The organism is Streptomyces sp. NPDC041968, from assembly GCF_055589025.1.
The window spans coordinates 420,321-440,680 of sequence record NZ_JBVJCB010000004.1; the positions used below are offsets into that span (position 1 = coordinate 420,321).

The window sequence follows — 20,360 nt, forward strand, 5'->3', positions numbered from 1 at the left end:
TGGGAGCGGGCCCCAGGGCCCGTTCACAGCTCGGGGACGGGCCGCTCGGGCGTCCGGAACGCCAGTCGCCCGTCCTCGGCGTCCACCGTCACGCGGCCGCCTTCCGCGACCCGGCCGTCGAGCAGGAGCCGGGACAGCTCGTTGTCGACCTCGCGCTGGATGGTGCGGCGCAGGGGACGCGCCCCGTACTCGGGCTGGTAGCCGCGCTGGGCGATCCAGTCCACGGCCGCGTCGGTGAACTCGACGGTGATGCCCTGCGCGTGCACCATGCGGCGGGTCTGCTCCAGCAGCAGGCTGGTGATCTGCCGCAGCTGCTCGCCGCTGAGCTGGCGGAAGACCACGATCTCGTCGATGCGGTTGAGGAACTCGGGCCGGAAGTGCTCGCGCAGCGGACGCAGCACCTGCTCGCGCCGGGCCTCCTCGTCGGCGTCCGAGCCGCCGGTGCCGAAGCCGATGCCCGCACCGCGCCGGGTGATCACGTCGGAGCCCAGGTTGCTGGTCATGACGACGACCGCGTTGGTGAAGTCCACCGTCCGTCCCTGCGAGTCGGTGAGGCGCCCGTCGTCGAGCACCTGGAGCAGGATGTTGAAGACGTCCGGGTGCGCCTTCTCCACCTCGTCCAGCAGGAGCAGCGAGTAGGGGTGCCGGCGCACCACCTCGGTGAGCTGCCCGGCCTCCTCGTGCCCGACGTATCCGGGCGGGGCGCCGACCAGCCGGCTGACCGTGTGCCGTTCCTGGTACTCGCTCATGTCCAGGCGGACCATGCGGTCCTCGCTGCCGAACAGGGCCTCGGCCAGCGCCCGGGCCAGCTCGGTCTTGCCGACGCCGGTCGGGCCGAGGAAGAGGAAGCTGCCGATGGGCCGGTCGGGGCTGGCGAGGCCGGCGCGGGAGCGCAGGACGGCGTCGGAGACGACCCGTACGGCCTCCTCCTGGCCGACCACCCGTTCGTGCAGGTGGGACTCCAGGCCCAGCAGCCGGTCCTTCTCCTCCTGGGTGAGGCTGCTGACCGGGATACCGGTCTGCCGGGAGACCACCTCGGCGATGGACTCGGTGCGGACGACCAGGTTCAGGCCCTCGTCGGCCTCGCCGCCGCCGGTGGCCTCGGAGATGCGCTGCTTCAGCCCGGAGATCTGGTCGCGCAACTGCATGGCCCGCTCGTACTGCTCGTCCGCGACCGCCTGGTCCTTGTCCCGGACGAGCTGGTCGACCTCGCGTTCCATCGCCCGCACGTCCGTGCCCTTGGTGCGGGCCCGCAGGCGCACCCGGGCGCCGGCCTGGTCGATCAGGTCGATGGCCTTGTCCGGCAACCGGCGGTCGGTGAGGTAGCGGTCGGACATCTCCACGGCCGCCACCAACGCCTCGTCGGTGTAGCAGACCTGGTGGTGGGCCTCGTAGCGGTCGCGCAGGCCGCGCAGGATCTCGATCGCGTCGGCGGGGGTGGGCTCCGGCACCAGGATCGGCTGGAAGCGGCGGGCGAGTGCCGCGTCCTTCTCGATCCTGCGGTACTCCTCCAGCGTCGTCGCGCCCACGATGTGCAGCTCGCCGCGGGCCAGGGCGGGCTTGAGGATGTTCCCGGCGTCCATCGAGCCGCCCTCGCCGCCACCGCCCGCACCGACGACGGTGTGCAGCTCGTCGATGAAGATGATCAGCTGGTCGGAGTGGGCGCGGATCTCACCCACGATGTTGTTCATGCGCTCCTCGAAGTCGCCCCGGTAGCGGGTGCCGGCGACGACGCCCGTCAGGTCCAGCGCGACCACCCGGCGCCCGACCAGCACGTCGGGCACGTCGCCGTCGGTGATGCGCTGGGCGAGCCCTTCCACGACGGCGGTCTTGCCGACGCCCGCGTCACCGATCAGGACCGGGTTGTTCTTGCCGCGCCGGGAGAGCACCTCGACGGTCTGCTCGATCTCCTCCTCGCGCCCGATCACCGGGTCGATCCGGCCCTGCTGGGCCAGGTCGGTGAGGTCGCGGCCGTACTTGTCGAGCGTCGGCGTGTTCGTGGACCGCGGGCCCTCGGCCCGTCCGCCGGCGCTCTCCGGCGGCTCTGTCGGCAGCCCCGAGGGGGCGAAGCGGGCGGCGTTCAGGATGTGTCCGGCGGCCGAGTCCGGATTGGCGGCCAGGGCGCTGAGGACGTGCTCCGGGCCGATGTACCCGGTGCCGGTGGTGCGGGCCAGCTCGTGCGCGTCCAGCAGGGCGCGCTTGACCGCCGGGGTGAGGGACAGCGAGGTCGGCGGCGGTACCTCGCCCGGCGGGTGCTGCACCGGGCCGGTCCGCTCGTCGATCTGCGACGCCAGCGCGTCCGGGTCGGCGCCGGCCCGGCTGAGCAGGCCCCGCGTCGGCTCGGTGGCGAGCGCGGCCCGCAGCAGGTGCTCGGTGTCCAGGTCCCGGCTGCCGTGCTCGGCGGCGTACTGGGCCGCGCCGCGCACCAGCTCCCGGGCCGGCTGGCTGAGCAGCCTGCCGATGTCGATCTGCCGCGGCCTGGGCCCGCCGAAGAAGCGTGCCAGGAATTCCGCGAACGGGTCGCCCTCCGGTCCCATGAAGCCGCTGCTCATCGTGTACGGACCTCCGCTGCATCGCTGATCGACGTGCCGGGGCCGGGTAACCCGGCCGGGGCGCGGTCATGCCCAACATGACACGATCTGTCCCGGCGGGCATGTCCGGGAAGCCCGGGCGCCCGCAGGGCCCGGCCGGTGTCCCGCGCGGTCGGGACGCCGGCGGTTCAGCAGGCGTCGCGCGACGTCAGGACGCGGGGGCCGGCGTCCGTGATGGCGACCGTGTGCTCCACGTGCGCCGCCCGGGAGCCGTCGTTGGTGCGCAGCGTCCAGCCGTCGGCCGCGCAGTGGTAGTCGTCCCGGCCGCCGGCGATCACCATCGGCTCGATGGCGATGACCATGCCGTGGCGCAGGGGCAGCCCGCGTCCCGGCCGGCCCTCGTTCGGCACCCCCGGGTCCTCGTGCATGCTGCGGCCGATGCCGTGACCGCCGAAGTCCTCCATGATCCCGTAGCCGCCGGACCGGCACACCGTGCCGATGGCGTGCGCGATGTCGCCGACGCGGTTGCCGACGACGGCGGCGTCGATGCCCGCCGCGAGGGCCCGCTCGGCGGTCTCGATCAGCGTCAGGTCCGCCGGGCGCGGCGTACCCACGACGAAGCTGACCGCCGAGTCACCGGCCCAGCCGCCCAGCGTCGCCCCGCAGTCGAGGGACACCAGGTCGCCGTCGCGCAGCCGGTAGCCGTCCGGGATGCCGTGCACGATCGCGTCGTTCACCGAGGCGCACAGGACGGCCGGGAACGGGACCGGCGCGAAGGAGGGCCGGTACCCGAGGAACGGTGAGCCGGCGCCCGCCTCCCGCAGCACCTCGCGCGCCACCGCGTCCAGCTCCAGCAGGGACACGCCCACGTCCGCGGCCTTCCGTGCGGCGGTCAGGGCGCGGGCGACCACCTGGCCGGCCGCGTACATGGCATCGATCGATGAGTCCGTCTTCAGTTCCACCATGCCAATTACTATACCGGTATTTTAATTGGGTGGATCGCCGTGCCGACTGGCCGGCCCCAGCGCGGGTCCGGTACGGGAAGCCGGTATTAGAATGACGCCATGGTGCGCACCCCCCTGACCCCCGAAGAGCGTGAACGCGGCGAGCAGCTCGGTCGGCTGCTGCGCCTGGCCCGCGGCGACCGGAGCATGACGGAGGTCGCGGCGGTGGCGGGCATCTCCGCCGAGACCCTGCGCAAGATCGAGACCGGCCGCGCGCCCACCCCCGCCTTCTTCACGGTGGCGGCGCTGGCCCGCGCGCTCGGGCTCTCCATGGACGACCTGGTGGGACGCTGCGTGCTGACGGCGGTGCCGGGGGCGGCCTGACGCCGCCGGACGGGGACCCCCCGAGCGCCCTCCGTGCCCCGAGGGGCGCCACGGACGCCCCACCCGCCCCACCACTCACCCACAGGAGTGCGAAAGGCGATCGACACCACGGCTTGCTGACGATGGTCTTGGCAAGCCCCTCCGGCCAGGCATACCTTCGTCCCTCTACGGTCCGCTCTACGGGCGTAGAGGCTCTGACGTCGTGTCGAAGGAGCAGCTCATGGCCAACGTCGTACGTGCCGCTCTGGTCCAGGCCACCTGGACCGGCGACACCGAGTCCATGGTGGCGAAACACGAGGAGCACGCCCGCGAGGCGGCCCGCCGGGGGGCCCGGGTCATCGGCTTCCAGGAAGTCTTCAACGCCCCCTACTTCTGCCAGGTCCAGGACCCCGAGCACTACCGCTGGGCCGAACCGGTCCCCGACGGCCCGACCACCCGCCGCATGCAGGCCCTCGCGCGCGAGACCGGCATGGTGATCGTCGTCCCCGTCTTCGAGGTCGAGCAGTCGGGTTTCTACTACAACACCGCGGCCGTCATCGACGCCGACGGCACCGTCCTCGGTACGTACCGCAAGCACCACATCCCGCAGGTCAAGGGCTTCTGGGAGAAGTTCTACTTCCGCCCGGGCAACCTCGGCTGGCCCGTCTTCGACACCGCGGTCGGCAAGGTCGGCGTCTACATCTGCTACGACCGGCACTTCCCCGAGGGCTGGCGGCAACTCGGCCTCTGCGGCGCCCAGCTGGTCTACAACCCCTCCGCCACCCACCGCGGGCTCTCCTCCCACCTGTGGCGCCTGGAGCAGCCCGCCGCGGCCGTCGCCAACGAGTACTTCGTCGCCGCCATCAACCGGGTCGGACAGGAGGAGTACGGGGACAACGACTTCTACGGGACCTCGTACTTCGTCGACCCCCGCGGCCAGTTCGTCGGCGACACCGCCAGCGACACCGAGGAGGAACTCGTCGTCCGCGACCTGGACTTCGGCCTCATCGAGGAGGTCCGGCAGCAGTGGGCCTTCTACCGCGACCGCCGCCCCGACGCCTACGAAGGGCTGGTGCGGCCGTGACCAGGGACCTCCTCGGCCGTCACCGGGCCGTCCTGCCCGACTGGCTCGCCCTGTACTACGAGGACCCGCTGGAGATCACCCACGGCGAGGGCCGGCACGTCTGGGACGCCGCCGGCAACAAGTACCTCGACTTCTTCGGCGGCATCCTCACCACGATGACCGCGCACGCCCTGCCCGAGGTGACCAAGGCGGTGAGCGAACAGGCCGGTCGGATCAACCACTCCTCGACGCTCTACCTCAACCGGCCGATGGTCGAACTCGCCGAGCGCGTCGCCCACCTCTCCGGCATCCCCGACGCCCGCGTCTTCTTCACCACCTCCGGCACCGAGGCCAACGACACCGCCCTGCTGCTCGCCACCACCCACCGGCGGAGCAACACCGTCCTGGCGATGCGCAACAGCTACCACGGCCGCTCCTTCAGCACCGTCGGCATCACCGGCAACCGCGGCTGGTCCCCGACCTCGCTCACCCCGCTCCAGACGCTGTACGTCCACGGCGGCGTCCGCACCCGCGGCCCCTACGCGCACCTGGACGACCGCGACTTCATCGACGCCTGCGTGGCGGACCTGAAGGACCTGCTGGGCCACACCCGCGCCCCCGCGGCGCTGATCGCCGAACCCGTCCAGGGCGTCGGCGGCTTCACCTCCCCGCCCGACGGGCTCTACGCGGCCTTCCGCGAGGTACTGCACGAGCGGGGCATCCTGTGGATCGCCGACGAGGTGCAGACCGGCTGGGGCCGCACGGGCGAGCACTTCTGGGGCTGGCAGGCGCACGGACGAGGCGGCCCGCCGGACATCGTGACCTTCGCCAAGGGCATCGGCAACGGCATGTCCATCGGCGGTGTCATCGCCCGCGCCGAGATCATGAACTGCCTGGACGCCAACAGCATCTCCACGTTCGGCGGCACCCAGGTCACCATGGCGGCCGGCCTCGCCAACCTCAACCACCTCCTGGAGCACGACCTCCAGGGCAACGCCCGGCGCGTCGGCGGACTGCTCATCGAGCGGCTGCGGGGCGTCGCCGCCCAGGTGCCGCACGTGCGGGAGGTACGCGGCCGCGGCCTGATGATCGGCATCGAGCTGACCCGGCCCGGCACCGACGAGGCCGCACCCGAAGCGGCTTCCACCGTGCTGGAGGAGGCCCGCGCGGGCGGGCTGCTCATCGGCAAGGGCGGCGGCCACAGCACCAGCGTCCTGCGCATCGCACCGCCGATGTCCCTCACCGTCGCGGAGGCCGAGGAGGGCGCCGCGATCCTGGACCGCGCCCTGCGGAGCATCTGACCGCCGCGCCGGAGGCGGGCGCCCACCGGGCAGCCCGGGGCCGTGGCCGACGCGGACCGGCTCGACCGGCCCGTGCCCGCGGCCCCGGCGACGTGCACGCGGCGCCCCGGCCGGCGGGCCCTTCACAGGAGGAGGCAGCATGAGCAGCCGTACCGTCATCCGCGGTGGCCTTGTCATCACCGCGTCCGACGAGATCCACGCCGACGTCCTGATCGAGGACGGCCGCGTCGCCGCCCTCGCCGCGAGCGGCACCCCCGCCGCCGGAGCCTTCTCCGCAGAGCGGGTGATCGACGCGAGCGGCAAGTACGTCGTCCCGGGCGGCGTCGACGGACACACCCACATGGAGATGCCGTTCGGCGGCACCTACGCCGCGGACACCTTCGAGACCGGCACCCGGGCCGCCGCGTGGGGCGGCACGACCACCGTCGTCGACTTCGCCGTCCAGAGCGTCGGCCGCTCCCTGCGCGAGGGCCTGGACGCCTGGCACGCCAAGGCCGAGGGAAACTGCGCCATCGACTACGGCTTCCACATGATCGTCTCCGACGTGAACCAGGACACGCTCAAGGAGATGGACCTCCTGGTGGAGGAGGGGGTGACGTCGTTCAAGCAGTTCATGGCGTACCCGGGCGTCTTCTACTCCGACGACGGCCAGATCCTCCGCGCCATGCAGCGCGCCGCCGAGAACGGCGGACTGATCATGATGCACGCCGAGAACGGCATCGCGATCGACGTCCTGGTGGAGCAGGCCCTCGCCCGCGGCGAGACCGCCCCCCGCTACCACGGCGAGGTCCGCAAGGCCCTGCTGGAGGCCGAGGCGACGCACCGCGCCATCCGGCTCGCCCAGGTGGCCGGCGCGCCGCTGTACGTCGTGCACGTGTCGGCGCGGGAAGCGGTGGCCGAGCTGACCCGGGCCCGCGACGAGGGACTGAACGTCTTCGGCGAGACCTGCCCGCAGTACCTCTTCCTGTCCACCGACAACCTCGCGGAACCCGGCTTCGAGGGCGCCAAGTACGTGTGCAGCACTCCGCTGCGCCCGCGCGAGCACCAGGCGGCCCTGTGGCGGGGCCTGCGGACCAACGACCTCCAGGTCGTCTCCACCGACCACTGCCCCTTCTGCTTCAGCGGCCAGAAGGAGCTGGGACGCGGCGACTTCTCCAAGATCCCCAACGGCATGCCGGGCGTCGAGCACCGCATGGACCTGCTCCACCAGGCCGTGGTCGACGGGCACATCAGCCGCCGCCGCTGGATCGAGATCGCCTGCGCCACCCCGGCCCGCATGTTCGGCCTCTACCCGAAGAAGGGCACCATCGCGCCCGGCGCCGACGCCGACGTCGTGGTCTACGACCCGCGGGCCGAGCAGGTCATCTCCGCCGAGACCCATCACATGAACGTCGACTACTCGGCGTACGAGGGCCGGCGGATCACCGGCCGGGTGGAGACGGTGCTCTCGCGCGGCGAACCGGTGCTCACCGACCGGGAGTACACCGGACGCAAGGGCCACGGTGTGTACACCCCGCGCTCCACCTGCCAGTACCTCAGCTAGGAGCCCGCGCATGGACTTCGGACTCGTCCTCCAGACCGACCCGCCCGCCTCCCGTGTCGTCAGCCTGATGCAACGGGCCGAGCGGAACGGCTTCCGCTACGGCTGGACCTTCGACTCCGCCGTGCTGTGGCAGGAGCCGTTCGTGATCTACAGCCAGATCCTGGCGGGCACCACGACGCTCAAGGTCGGCCCGATGGTCACCAACCCCGGCACCCGCACCTGGGAGGTGACCGCCTCCACCTTCGCCACCCTCAACGACATGTTCGGCAACCGCACCGTCTGCGGCATCGGTCGCGGCGACTCCGCGATGCGCGTCGCCGGCCGCAGCCCCAACACCCTCGCCCGCATCAGCGACGCGATGAAGGTCATCCGCGCGCTGGCCCGCGGCGAGGAGGCCGACCTCGGCGGCACCGTCGTCAGGTTCCCCTGGATCCGGCCCGGCGCCGAACTGCCCGTGTGGATGGCCGCGTACGGCCCGAAGGCCCTGAAGATGACCGGCGAACAGGCCGACGGCTTCATCCTCCAGCTCGCCGACCTCTACCTCACCGAGTACATGGTCAGGACCGTCAAGGACGCCGCCGTCGCCGCCGGGCGCGACCCGTCCGAGGTGACGGTCTGCGTCGCAGGCCCCGCCTACGTCACCGCCGACGACTCGCCCGAGGCGCTCGCCCACGCGCGCGAACAGTGCCGCTGGTTCGGCGGCATGGTCGGCAACCACGTGGCCGACCTCGTGGACAAGTACGGCGCGCACTCCGCCGCCGTGCCCGAAGAACTCACCGACTACATCAAGGCCCGGCAGGGCTACGACTACGCGCACCACGGGCGCAGCGGCAACCCTGACACCCGGTTCGTGCCCGACGAGATCGTCGACCGGTTCTGCCTGATCGGCCCGGCCGACCGGCACATCGAGAAGCTGAAGGCCCTGCGGGCCCTCGGCGTCGACCAGTTCGCCCTCTACGACATGCACGACGCCCAGGAAACCGTGATCGACGCCTACGGCACGCACGTCATCCCGGCCCTCACCACCTGACCCGCCCCCCGTCTCCCCTTCCCCGCCCGGGGGAGAGACGGGGCACATCCGCGCACCCCTCGGCACCTCCCGCACGGCCTCTCCCGTCCCGCCGCACGATTGGCCTGCCCATGACCGACACCGCGCCCCCGGCGATACCGCCGTCCGGCCAAGTCACCCTCCCCGACGGGCGCGTGGAGCTCGCCCCGGGCTCCCCGCCGCCGAGCGGCCCGTACGCCAACGAGGACCTGCTGCCGGTCCCCGTCGGCAAGCGCACCTGGACCACGTACAACTTCTCCGCACTGTGGGTCGGCATGGCCCACAACACGGCCTCCTGGACCCTGGCGTCCGGCCTGATCGCCGTGGGCATGGACTGGAAGCAGGCGGTGCTCACCATCGCCCTGGCCAACGTCGTCGTGCTCGTCCCGATGCTGCTCACCGGGCACGCGGGCCCCAAGTACGGCATCCCCTTCCCGGTCTTCGCCCGCGCCTCCTTCGGCATCCGCGGCGCCAACCTGCCCGCCGTGGTGCGGGCGCTCGTGGCGTGCGGCTGGTTCGGCATCCAGACCTGGATCGGCGGCGAGGCGATCTACTTCCTGGCCGGAAAGCTGATCGGCGACGGCTGGACGGACGCGGCGACGGTCGGTGGGTACGCCTGGACGATGTGGCTGTCCTTCGCGATCTTCTGGGCGATCCAGGTCGCGATCATCTACCGGGGCATGGAGACGATCCGTCGCTTCGAGAACTGGGCGGCGCCCTTCGTCCTGGTCGGCGCGTTCGTGATGCTGTGGTGGATGGCCGACAAGGCGGGCGGCTTCGGCCCGCTCCTCGACCAGCCCTCCAGGCTGGGCTGGGGCGGCGACTTCTGGAAGCTGTTCTGGCCCTCCCTGATGGGCATGATCGGCTTCTGGTCCACGCTGTCCCTGAACATCCCGGACTTCACCCGCTACGGGAAGAGCCAGAAGGCGCAGACCCGTGGGCAGGCCCTGGGGCTGCCGACCACCATGACCTTGTTCGCCTTCCTGTCCGTGATGGTCACCTCCGGCTCGCAGGCGGTGTACGGGGAGCCGATCTGGGACCCGGTGAAACTCGCCGCCAAGACGGACAACGCGGTGGGGCTGCTCTTCGCCCTCGTCACCGTCCTGGTCGCCACCCTGTCCGTGAACATCGCGGCCAACCTGGTGTCACCGGCCTTCGACTTCTCCAACGTCGCGCCGCGCAGGGTGACCTTCCGGGCCGGGGCGCTCATCACCTGCGTCCTCGCGGTGCTGATCTTCCCGTGGAAGCTGTACTCCGACCCCGAGGGCTACATCTTCACCTGGCTCGGCCTGGTCGGCGGACTGCTCGGCACGGTCGCCGGCATCCTCGTCGCGGACTACTGGATCCTGCGCCGCGCCCGTCTCGACCTGGTCGACCTGTACCGCGCCGGCGGACGCTACTGGTACGACGCCGGATGGAACTGGCGGGCGGTCGCCGCCCTGGTCGTCGGCGGCGTCCTGGCCATCGGCGGCGCCGACTTCCACCCGTTGATCGACGGCCGGCCCGTGCCGTTCCTGGAACCCCTGGCCGACTACGGCTGGGCCGTGGGACTCGGCACCTCCCTGGTGCTGTACCTGGCGCTCATGCTGTTGCCCGCCACCCGGCCGGACAGGGGCGCCGCGGGGGGCGGGCCCCGGCCCTAGCCGTCCGTCAAGGCGGCCAGTGCCTCCCTGGCCGCCTTGATGGCCCCCTTGTTGATCTCGTCCGTGCTGGGCGCCTTCTTCGACTCGAAGTCGCTGCCGTTGTACGTGATCATCACCAGGGCGTTGGACGCCCGGACCAGCACGGTGCCCTCGCGCGTCTGCTGCTTGTCCTCGGTGGTGAGGTCCACCACCGAGTAGGCCGTGTCACCGAGCCCGGGGACCTCACCGCCGCCCTCGCGGTCGGCGACCCGTTCCTCGTACGACTTCCGCGCCGCCTCGTCCGAGGCCATCACCTCGAAGGAGACGTCCAGCCAGCGGTACTCGTAGCCCTTCAGCGCGTTCCAGGAGCAGGTGCGGCGCACCTTGCTGTCGGTCGACGGGATCTCCTTGCCGGCCGCCTTCGCACCCGGCACCAGCGAGCCGACCGACTTGTCGGCCACGCTCTCGCAGGGCGCGGGGGCGGCGGTGTACGTCCTCGTCACCGCCTGTGTCGCCGGGGCGGAGGCGGACCGTTCCGCGGGGGACGGGGTCGCCCGGTCCCGGGCGGCCGGCGTCGTGTCGGGTCCGGACGACAGCGCCCAGCCGGCCGTGGCGAGCACGGCGACCGGCGCCAGACGCGCGGTCAGGGCGAGCGGCAGAGGAAGAGGACGCACGGCGCACTTCTCGTGGGGGACGGTGCGGAGAGGGTCCGCACTGCGGACGGGACGCCAGTCTCACACGAGTCCCCGTGGGGCGGAAGGGCGAACTCGGACCGTGCCCGCGCGGTGACGCAGACGGGCGGGAGCCCTCCGCCGGGCACGGCAGCGGCGGCGGGAGCGGTCAGGGGCGTACGGCCGTCACCCGCCGCACGCCGGCCCGCGACCGCACCCCGGTGCCGGTGGCGAACGGGCGCAGTGCCTCCTCCAGCTCGGGCAGCCTGGAGGCGGGGAGCGCGCCGCCCGGGACGCGTGACAGCAGGAACTCGACCGCGTCCGGCACGTCCCGGCCCCAGACCGCCTCGACGGTGACCGGGGTGACGGCCACCTCCTCGTCACCGGTGAGGACCTCCCGGATGCGGTCCGGGTCCGACAGCGAGGCCATCGCCGTCCGCGCGGCGACCTGCTCCGGGCCGGGCTCCGCGTCGACCAGCCGCGCGAACAGGGCGAGCCCCCGGCCCTCGTCCGAGTGCGGTTCCGGCGGCCGCGGGCAGACGAACGCGAGCCGGCCCCCCGGCCGCAAGGCCCGCGCCAGGTTCCGGAAGGCGGCGGCGTGATCGGCGAAGAACATCACACCGCCACGGCTGAGCACCACGTCGTACCCTCCGGCCGGGAAGGGACGCGTCTGCGCGTCGGCGCACTCGTACGCCGCGTTCGCGATCCGGGTGTCGTTCACTCCCGCCGGCATCGCGTCGCAGCGGGCTCGGTGGGCGGCCCAGTGGCGGCCGACGGGGCCGTTCCACGTCTCGGTCTGACGGGGGTCGGCGGCGAGCGTCATGAGGTCTCCTGGGTGGTGTGCGGGGCGGGGGAGTGGATGCCGGGTGCGGACAGGGAGGCCTCCACGCGGTCCACGGCGGCGAACGCGCCGTACGCGACGAGGTGCACCAGGCAGTGGTCGGTGTGCTCGGGCCGGCGCCAGGCCGCGACGTCCTCGGCCGTGACGCGGTACGGCGCGAGCGCGGCCAGCAGCGCCAGCCGGGCGCCGGGCCGTTCCCGCCGGCCGGGGAACACGTCGGGGGTGAGCGGCGGGTGCGACCCGTCCCAGTCACGCAGGGTCCGCCGCACCAGGACCCGGTCGTCGGCGTCGAGGAGGCCGGCGCCCCTCATGGCGGCGGTGCGCAGCGCCACGTAGGCCGGACCGACCGGAGTGCCCGCCGCCCACCGGGGCCCCGGGCCGGAAGCGGGTCCGTCGAGCAGCGGCAGCGCGGCGCCCGGCACGGCGGTCCGGCGCACCGCGCGGGACAGCGACCGGCCCGCCAGACTCCGTACCGGACGCAGCCGCTGGGCGTCGCCCGGGAGCACGCTCTCGGTGACCAGCGCGGACACCACGCGGTTGATGAAGTGGAAGGACAGCGCCGTGCCCAGGTAGCCGGGCGTCTCCTCGCGCGGGAACGGGTACGGCTCCCGCACGGCCCCCGGGACCCGGGTGCGCCGCGCCCACTCCAGCACGCGCGCGTGCCTCTCGTCCTGCGGCTCCTGCCCCCGGGCGAGGCGTTCGGCGAGGGCGTGGTCGCCGGTGGCGTGCAGCAGCATGGTGTGCGCGTCCACGCAGAAGCGGCACCTGTTGGCCTGCGACACCCCGAAGGCGGCGACCTCCTTGCCGGTCCGGCCGCCGGGGCCGGCGATCAGGGACTCGCGCATCAACGCCCAGGCGGGGGCGAGCAGTTCGGGGGCGGAGGAGAGGACCACGAAGGGAGCGGGCTCGGGAATCCCGAAGTCCCGGGTGATCTGCTCGTAGATCTCCGCGACGCGGCCGGTGGCCGCCTTGGGCGGGATCGGTTCGGTGTGACGGAAGGGTGTGGGCATGTACGGCAGACTGCGCCACGCGGGCATCCGCGGTCGTCGTACCGCCGGATGCGGTCGGCGCTGCGCCGCCGGGGAACGCTCCGGTCGGCCACTACGCCACCGGGAGTAGTGCGCACGCCCTCCACAGGGTGGACGCGGCCGTCGGCGCGGCCGTCTAGGGTGCGGGCATGAGTGGGCGTCAGATCGACCGCGGACGGCTCGCCGACGCGGTCCTCGCGGCCGTGGTCGGCGCCCTGGGCATGACCGTCGCCGCGTTCGACGCGGACACGACCGCCGCCGACCACGCGTTGATCGCCGCGGCCTCGGCCTCCCTCGCGTTCCACCGCACCGCCCCGCGCGCGGTGCTGGCCGTCGCCACCGTCCTCGGCACGGCGTACGTCGTGCACGCCCACCCCGGGCCGCTCTCCGCCCTGCCCGTCCTGGGCGCCGTGCACACCGCGGCCCGGGTCGGCCACCGGGGCATCGCCGCGGTCGGCGGCGCGGTGTTCCTGGCCGGGTACGTGGCGACCGGCCCCGGGACCCAGGAGGCGGCCGAGCGGGCCGGACTGCTCGCCGGCTGGTTCCTGTGCGCGGTGGTGACCGGGCTCGCCGACCGGAACTGGCAGGCGTACCTGCGGCAGAGCGAACAGCGTGCCCTGGAGGCGGAACGCACCCGGGAGGAGGCGGCCCTGCGCCGGGCCGGGGAGGAGCGCCTCAGGATCGCCCGGGAGTTGCACGACTCGCTCACGCACAGCATCTCCATCGTCAAACTCCAGGCGGGCGTCGCCGTCCACCTGGCCCGCAAGCGCGGCGAGGAGGTGCCGCCCGCGCTGCTCGCCATCCAGGAGGCCGGCGGCGAGGCGATGCGCGAACTGCGCTCCGCCCTCCAGGTGCTGCGCGCCGACGAGCCCACCGGTACCCCGGCCCTGCTCGTCGAGCGGGCCCGCACGGCCGGTCTGGCCGTCGGTCTGACGGTCACCGGCGACGAGCGCACGCTGCCGCACGCCGTCGACCGGGCCGCCTACCGCATCGTCCAGGAGGCCCTCACCAACGCGGCGCGGCACGCGGGACCGGCGAAGGTGACGGTCCGCATCGACTACGGCACGTGGCACGAGGGCGAGCTGACGATAGGCGTCGACGACGACGGGACCGCCGACCCGGCCCACCCGCCGGCCCCGGGCACAGGCCTGACCGGTATGCGGGAACGCGTGACGGCCCTCGGCGGCACCCTGCTCGCCGCCCCCCGCGCGCAGGGCGGCTTCTCGGTGCGGGCCCGGCTGCCGCTGGGGGAGACGGGATGAGCGAGGTCGTACGGGTGGCGCTCGTCGACGACCAGGCGCTGATGCGCGCCGGTTTCCGGGCCCTCCTCGACGCCGAGGAGGGCGTCGAGGTGGTCGGGGAGGCGGCGGACGGCGAGCAGGGCGTGGCACTGGTACGGGCGCGGGTGCCCGACGTGGCCCTGATGGACGTGCAGATGCCGGTGATGTCGGGCATCGAGGCGACCCGGCACATCGCCGCCGACCCGGCCCTCGCCGCCGTCCGCGTGGTCGTCCTGACCAACTACGGGCTGGACGAGTACGTCTTCGAGGCCCTGCGGGCCGGGGCGAGCGGCTTCCTCCTGAAGGACACCGAGCCCGCCGACCTGCTCCAGGCCATCGAGGTGGTGGCGCGCGGCGAGGCCCTGCTCTCACCGTCGGTCACCCGCACCCTGATCGGCGAGTTCGTCGCCCGGCCCCCGGACCGGGCCACCGCCCCCGGACTGGACCGGCTCACCCGCCGCGAACGCGAGGTGACCGCGCTGGCCGCCCGGGGCCTGAGCAACGAGGAGATCGCCGCGCACATGGTCATCAGCCCGCTGACCGCCAAGACGCACGTCAGCCGGGCGATGACCAAGCTGGCCGCCCGGGACCGGGCGCAACTGGTGGTGTTCGCGTACGAGTCGGGCCTGGTGGAGGCGCGCCGCCGGCCCGCCCCGTAGCCGTGGGCCTAGGGCACCCGCGCCGTCCACGCGTCGGAGCCGAACTTGGTGACCGCCAGTTCGTGCGCCCGGGCCAGTTCCTCGTCGGTCACCTTGCCCCGGGCGAGTCCGTAGCGGCCGCCGAACGAGCCGATCATCCGTTCGATCACCGCCTCGCGCGCCAGCCCGGTCTGCCGGCGCAGCGGATCGACCCGCTTCCGCGCGCTCCTGGTGCCCTTGTCGGACAGCTTCTCCCGCCCGATGCGCAGCACCTCCAGCATCTTGTCGGCGTCGATGTCGTACGACATGGTCACGTGGTGCAGCACGGCGCCGGGCCCGCCGCCCGGCCCCACGACGCGCTTCTGCGCGGCGCCCGCGATCTTGCCCTGGTCCGTGGCGATGTCGTTCAGCGGCTGGTACCAGGCACGGATCCCCATCTCGCCGAGCGCGCCGAGCACCCAGTCGTCGAGGTAGGCGTAGCTGTCCTGGAAGGACAGGCCCTGCACCAGCGCCTCCGGCACGGACAGCGAGTAGGTGATCGTGTTGCCGGGCTCCACGAACATCGCGCCGCCGCCGGAGATCCGGCGCACCACCTCGATGCCGTGACGTGCGGCGCCTTCCGCGTCCACCTCGTTGCGCAGCGACTGGAAACTGCCGATGATCACCGCCGGGGCACCCCACTCCCACACCCGCAGCGTCGGCGGACGGCGGCCCGCGGCGACCTCGGCGGTGAGCACCTCGTCCAGGGCCATGTGCAGGGCCGGGGACTGCGGGCCCTCGTGGATCAGCTGCCAGTCGTAGTCCGTCCAGTCCGTGGCGTGCGCGAGGGCCCGGCGCACGGCGACACCGACGCCCTCCGAGGTCAGCCCGTACATCACGGTGCCCTCGGGCAGCGCCGCGTCGATCCGCGCGGCCAGTCCCGCCGCGTCGGTGTCCGCCGGGGCGCCCTCCAGCGCGCCGTTCACGGCGTCCAGGGCCTCGTCCGGTTCCAGGAAGAAGTCGCCCGCCACGCGCACCTGCCGCAGCACGCCCTGCTCGGACTCCACGTCCACGACGACCAGCTTGCCGCCGGGGATCTTGTACTCGCCATGCACGGCTTTCGTTCCCTTCCGCGCGCGGCACGGGTCGTGAGCCGGTCGCTCGGACATCGGACAGACGCGCACATACTTCCTCCGGCACCCTAACGCGCGCCCACGACGGGCTCGTGCCCCAGGGAGCCGTTCGCGGGTGTCGAACCTGTCCGTCAGTGATCGGAAAGGAACACTCCCCGCACCGACGGCGACACGGGTGGGGCTCACCGCGTCGGACTCCCGCCACTCGACAGGCGGACGCGTGTAGGTGCAGGTCGCCGGGCAATCGATGTGGATAGACCGGGGAGGTACCTGTGCTGAACGGTGAAGGCTTGGGCCTGGACGAGGTGTTGCGTGCGGCGGAGGGAGCCGCGCCGGTGGAGTCGGTCGACGTGGTGGCCCGGAACCTGGAGAAGCGGTTCTCGGCCAGGGAGGTGTCCTTCCTGTTCCTCGACATGCTCGGGCGGGAAGCCCTGCGGCTGCCCAGAGCCGGTACCCCGGACCAGGAGCGCGGTGAGCCGGAGAGACTCGAGCTGGCGGGGAGCGTGTACGACAGGGTTCTGCGCTCCCAGCGCCTGCACCAGGAGGACGACGGCGAGGGCGGCTGCCGGCTGGTGGCGCCGGTGACCAACCGCGGCGACTGCGTCGGCGTACTGGACCTGGTGGTGCCGTACGCGGACGACACGGTCCGCGACGCGGTGTGCCAGGCCGCGCACGCGCTCGCGTACATCGTGGTCACCGACCGCCGCTTCACCGACCTGTACCACTGCTGCCGCCGCACCACGTCCATGTCCCTGGCCGCGGAGATCCAGCACCAGCTGCTGCCGTCGGCCGCCTGCTGCGAGGCGGAGCAGTTCACCCTGGTCGGCGGGTTGGTCCCGGCCGACGACATCGGCGGCGACACCTACGACTACGCCGTCGACCAGGACGTCCTGCACCTGTCGATCACCGACGCGATGGGGCACGACACCGCCTCCGCGCTGCTCGCCACACTGACCGTCAACGCGCTGCGCGGAGCGCGCCGCGCCGGGCGCGGGCTCCTCGACCAGGCGCACGCCGCCCATCAGGCGATCACCAGCCATGCGCGGGGCATGACCACCGGACAGCTGCTGCGGATCAAGTTGGAGACCGGCGAGTGCGAGCTGGTCAACGCAGGCCACCCCTGGCCCCTGCGGTTGCGCGGCGACCGCGTGGAGGAGCTGCCCCTGAAGGTCAACATGCCGTTCGGGGTGCCCGCTCCCATCAGGTACCAGGTGCAGCGGCTGAGCCTGGAGCCGGGGGACCGCCTGGTGCTGATCACCGACGGTATGCACGACCGCGCGGCGGCCGCGGTCGACCTGCCGGCCCTCATCCACGCCACCCGCGACGAGCACCCCCGCGAAGTGGTCCGGGCCCTGACCGCGGCGGTTCACGAGGCGTGCGGGGGTTCGCTGCTCGACGACGCGACCACACTGGTTCTGGACTGGCACGGCAGCCGCCGGAGGGGCCGCCGCGGCAGCGACGCCGACACGCCCGACCCCCGGTGAGGTGCGCCCCGAGCCGGCGGCGCCCGGCCGGCCCGGCGTCCCGCTGTCAGACGCCGTCGCCTCGACGGCGTCTACTCTTGCTCCCGGTCAGGGGCGCGCGCGGAGCCCGCGGCTCCGTCGCCCGGCCGGACGCGGCCGCGCGGCGACCGGACGACACCGCCGTGGCATAGGTGACCGCATCGCGGGTACAGGTGCGCGGGTGAACGGGGAATGAGGGCGATGCCTGTGGGATCCCATGCCGGCGGCGGCGGCCGTGCGGGAGCGAACGAGTACCTGATGCGCGCGGGGTTCGCCCTGGGCGGGGACGACGGCTGCATCGCGGACGCCCGGAACCACGCCAAAGCCTTCCTGGACCGGGCCCGCGCAGACCACCACCTGCCGGTCACGGCGCGTGCGCGGGACCTGACCCAACTGGTCGTCAGTGAACTCGTCACCAACGCCCGCAAGTACGCCCCGGGGCCCGTCCTGCTGGAGCTGAGCATCACCACCGGTCGCGTGGACATCGTCGTGCGGGACAGCGACCCCACCGTTCCGGCCGCCCGGCCCGCCGATCCCGCCAGGATCGGCCAGCACGGCCTGGAGATCGTCAAGGCCGTCACCGAGGCCCTGCTCATCGAACAGGAGCCGACCGGCAAGCGCATCACGGCCCGGATCGCCCTGTCCGAGGCACCCGGGGAGCCGGTCAGGGCCTGACCTCGCGGAGCCGATGGGGGCCGATGCTCGCGGAGCCGGAGCCGGAGCCGGAGCCGGTGGGGGGGTGACGCTCGCGGGGCGGCGGGGAGGAGGCCCGCCGGTACCTGACCGGGCGTTCAGCCGGCCCGCTCCCGAGGGATAGCGTCGGTCGGGTACGCCCAGCGGCGCCGCGCGCGGCGGTGGGGGAGATCGCCCCTCCGGTCCGGTCGGCGGACGCCGAAGGGCCGCGAGGGGGAGACGGGCCACCGTCCGTTCCCCGCGGCGGACCCCGCTGCCGCACTGGCTCACCGACGTATCCGAACACCGAGGTCAGACATGCGATTCACGACTCGTCCCACCCTGAACGGCACCTTCGGCATGGTGTCCTCCACCCACTGGCTGGCCTCCCAGTCGGCCATGGCGGTGCTGGAGGACGGAGGCAACGCCTACGACGCCGCCGTCGCCGGTGCCTTCGTGCTGCACGTCGTGGAGCCGCACCTCAACGGTCCGGCCGGCGAGGTGCCGATGCTGCTCGCCCCCGCGGGCGGCGAGGTGCGGGTCCTGTGCGGGCAGGGAGTCGCGCCGGCCGGGGCGACGGTCGCGCACTACCGGGGGCTCGGGCTGGACCTCGTCCCCGGCACCGGGCCGCTCGCCGCCGCCGTGCCCGGTGCCTTCGACGCCTGGCTGCTCCTGCTGCGCGACCACGGCACCAAGTCCCCGGCCGACGTGCTGAAGTACGCCATCGGGTACGCCGAGCACGGGCACCCGCCCGTCGAACGCCTCACGGAGACCGTCGAGACCGTGCGGGAACTCTTCGAGACGGAGTGGACCTCCTCGGCCGAGGTCTACCTGCCGCACGGGCGTCCGCCCCGCCCCGGTGAGCCGTTCCGCAACCCCGCCCTCGCCGCCACCTGGAAGCGGCTGCTCGCGGAGACGGCCGGCGAGGGGGACAGGGAGGCGCAGATCGACGCGGCACGGGAGGTGTGGCGCACCGGCTTCGTCGCCGAGGCCCTGGTCCGGCAGGCCGGGCGGCCCACCCTGGACACCAGCGGCGAGCGCCACACCGGCACCCTGACGGCCGCCGACCTCGCCGGCTGGTCCGCCGCCTACGAGGCACCGGCGACGTACGACTGGAACGGCTGGACGGTGTGCAAGGCGGGCCCGTGGAGCCAGGGCCCCGTCCTGCTCCAGCAACTGGCCCTGCTCCCGCCCGAACTGCCCGCCCACGGCACCGCCGACTACGTCCACCTGCTGGTCGAGGGCTGCAAGCTCGCCATGGCCGACCGGGAGGCCTGGTACGGCGACGCGGACGGTGCGGACGGGGTGCCGCTCGACGACCTGCTGTCGCCGCGGTACAACGCGGACCGGCGGGCGCTCGTCGGCGAGCAGGCGTCCTTCGAGCTGCGTCCGGGCAGCCCGGGCGGGCGGGTACCGCGGCTCAGCGCCCACGCGCGCGTGGCGGCCGTGGAGGGCGAGGGCCTCGACGCGCCGGGGGTCGGGGAGCCGACGGTCGCCAAGAGCCCGGCCTCCCCGGTGCCGGGCGAACCCGACGTCGCCGCCGACGGGGGCACCCGCGGAGACACCTGCCACATCGACATCGTCGACCGCTGGGGCAACATGATCTCGGCCACGCCCAGCGGCGGCTGGCTCCAGTCCAACCCCGTCGTGCCCGAACTGGGCTTCCCGCTCGGCACCCGGCTCCAGATGACCTGGCTGGAGGACGGCCTGCCGAACACGCTCACGCCGGGCCGCCGGCCGCGCACCACGCTCACGCCCTCCATCGCCCTGCGTGACGGGGTGCCCGTCATGGCCTTCGGCACGCCCGGAGGCGACCAGCAGGACCAGTGGCAACTGCACTTCCTGCTGGCGGTCGCGCTGCGCGCCCCGGTCCGCGGCGGCCTCGACCTCCAGGGCGCGATAGACGCGCCGAACTGGCACAACGACAGCTTCCCCGGGTCGTTCTTCCCGCGCGGCATGCGCGCCGGAAGCGTCACCGTGGAGTCGCGCATGCCGACGGAGGTCGTCGAGGAGCTGAGGCGCCGCGGTCACGACGTGACGGTCGGCGAGGCCTGGTCGGAGGGACGGTTGTGCGCCGTCGCGCGGGACCCGCGGACGGGTGTGCTGTCGGCGGCGGCGAACCCGCGCGGGATGCAGGGGTACGCGGTCGGCCGCTGACCGGAGCCGGGTGTTCGCCCCGATTCCACCTGGAATCCACCACC

17 protein-coding genes are annotated in these 20,360 nt (G+C 73.2%); 11 read left to right on the forward strand and 6 right to left on the reverse strand.

Going from position 1 to position 20,360, the window contains the following annotated elements:
- Positions 1-23: 23 nt before the first annotated feature.
- A complete protein-coding gene (locus ACZ6EG_RS12905; protein ID WP_391968404.1) occupies positions 24-2,552 on the reverse strand; it encodes an ATP-dependent Clp protease ATP-binding subunit in 2,529 nt (842 codons plus the stop codon).
- 167 nt (positions 2,553-2,719) lie between these two features.
- Positions 2,720-3,496, reverse strand: coding sequence for a type I methionyl aminopeptidase (gene map, locus ACZ6EG_RS12910; RefSeq protein WP_391968403.1), 777 nt, complete (start codon positions 3,494-3,496; stop codon positions 2,720-2,722).
- Between the two features lie 99 nt (positions 3,497-3,595).
- On the opposite strand from map, the gene ACZ6EG_RS12915 reads away from it, so the two are divergent.
- The 6 genes from ACZ6EG_RS12915 (at position 3,596) to ACZ6EG_RS12940 (ending at position 10,436) form a co-directional block, all read left to right on the forward strand.
- Entirely contained in the window at positions 3,596-3,859 is a 264-nt protein-coding gene (locus ACZ6EG_RS12915) for a helix-turn-helix domain-containing protein (RefSeq protein ID WP_053139317.1), read from the forward strand.
- Between the two features lie 220 nt (positions 3,860-4,079).
- On the forward strand, positions 4,080-4,922 hold the full coding sequence (locus tag ACZ6EG_RS12920) for a nitrilase-related carbon-nitrogen hydrolase (protein WP_469604121.1): 843 nt from the start codon (positions 4,080-4,082) through the stop codon (positions 4,920-4,922).
- Complete coding sequence (locus ACZ6EG_RS12925; RefSeq protein WP_384692252.1) at positions 4,919-6,202, forward strand: aspartate aminotransferase family protein; 1,284 nt, start codon at positions 4,919-4,921, stop codon at positions 6,200-6,202. Before ACZ6EG_RS12920 ends, ACZ6EG_RS12925 begins: the two co-directional genes overlap by 4 nt.
- Positions 6,203-6,341: 139 nt before the next feature.
- Entirely contained in the window at positions 6,342-7,745 is a 1,404-nt protein-coding gene (hydA, locus tag ACZ6EG_RS12930) for a dihydropyrimidinase (protein ID WP_458419545.1), read from the forward strand.
- Between the two features lie 10 nt (positions 7,746-7,755).
- Positions 7,756-8,775 (forward strand): TIGR03842 family LLM class F420-dependent oxidoreductase, encoded by a 1,020-nt coding sequence (locus ACZ6EG_RS12935; RefSeq protein ID WP_469604125.1) that lies wholly within the window; start codon positions 7,756-7,758, stop codon positions 8,773-8,775.
- A gap of 110 nt (positions 8,776-8,885) precedes the next feature.
- Entirely contained in the window at positions 8,886-10,436 is a 1,551-nt protein-coding gene (locus tag ACZ6EG_RS12940; RefSeq protein WP_391968401.1) for an NCS1 family nucleobase:cation symporter-1, read from the forward strand.
- Here ACZ6EG_RS12940 and ACZ6EG_RS12945 read toward each other — a convergent pair.
- The 3 genes from ACZ6EG_RS12945 to ACZ6EG_RS12955 form a co-directional block, all read right to left on the reverse strand.
- Positions 10,433-11,089, reverse strand: a complete 657-nt coding sequence (locus tag ACZ6EG_RS12945; protein ID WP_469604128.1) for a hypothetical protein — start codon at positions 11,087-11,089, stop codon at positions 10,433-10,435. The two genes, ACZ6EG_RS12940 and ACZ6EG_RS12945, sit on opposite strands and share 4 nt — an antisense overlap.
- A gap of 166 nt (positions 11,090-11,255) precedes the next feature.
- Positions 11,256-11,909, reverse strand: coding sequence for a class I SAM-dependent methyltransferase (locus ACZ6EG_RS12950; protein WP_391968399.1), 654 nt, complete (start codon positions 11,907-11,909; stop codon positions 11,256-11,258).
- Positions 11,906-12,937 (reverse strand): carboxymuconolactone decarboxylase family protein, encoded by a 1,032-nt coding sequence (locus tag ACZ6EG_RS12955; RefSeq protein WP_469604131.1) that lies wholly within the window; start codon positions 12,935-12,937, stop codon positions 11,906-11,908. Before ACZ6EG_RS12955 ends, ACZ6EG_RS12950 begins: the two co-directional genes overlap by 4 nt.
- 167 nt (positions 12,938-13,104) lie before the next feature.
- On the opposite strand from ACZ6EG_RS12955, the gene ACZ6EG_RS12960 reads away from it, so the two are divergent.
- Complete coding sequence (locus tag ACZ6EG_RS12960) at positions 13,105-14,217, forward strand: sensor histidine kinase (protein ID WP_469604134.1); 1,113 nt, start codon at positions 13,105-13,107, stop codon at positions 14,215-14,217.
- A complete protein-coding gene (locus tag ACZ6EG_RS12965; protein WP_469604137.1) occupies positions 14,214-14,894 on the forward strand; it encodes a response regulator in 681 nt (226 codons plus the stop codon). The genes ACZ6EG_RS12960 and ACZ6EG_RS12965 overlap by 4 nt, the downstream gene beginning before the upstream one ends.
- 8 nt (positions 14,895-14,902) lie before the next feature.
- On the opposite strand, the gene ACZ6EG_RS12970 is transcribed toward ACZ6EG_RS12965, so the two are convergent.
- On the reverse strand, positions 14,903-15,967 hold the full coding sequence (locus ACZ6EG_RS12970) for a lipoate--protein ligase family protein (RefSeq protein WP_391968395.1): 1,065 nt from the start codon (positions 15,965-15,967) through the stop codon (positions 14,903-14,905).
- A 293-nt stretch (positions 15,968-16,260) separates the two neighbouring features.
- Between ACZ6EG_RS12970 and ACZ6EG_RS12975 the strand changes: the two genes are divergently transcribed.
- The 3 genes from ACZ6EG_RS12975 (at position 16,261) to ACZ6EG_RS12985 (ending at position 20,316) form a co-directional block, all read left to right on the forward strand.
- On the forward strand, positions 16,261-17,469 hold the full coding sequence (locus ACZ6EG_RS12975) for a PP2C family protein-serine/threonine phosphatase (protein ID WP_469604338.1): 1,209 nt from the start codon (positions 16,261-16,263) through the stop codon (positions 17,467-17,469).
- A gap of 225 nt (positions 17,470-17,694) precedes the next feature.
- Entirely contained in the window at positions 17,695-18,162 is a 468-nt protein-coding gene (locus ACZ6EG_RS12980) for an ATP-binding protein (protein ID WP_469604140.1), read from the forward strand.
- 315 nt (positions 18,163-18,477) lie between these two features.
- Positions 18,478-20,316 carry a gamma-glutamyltransferase family protein gene (locus tag ACZ6EG_RS12985; RefSeq protein ID WP_469604142.1) on the forward strand — a complete coding sequence of 613 codons (1,839 nt, stop codon included), beginning with the start codon at positions 18,478-18,480 and terminating at the stop codon, positions 20,314-20,316.
- Positions 20,317-20,360 lie beyond the last annotated feature (44 nt).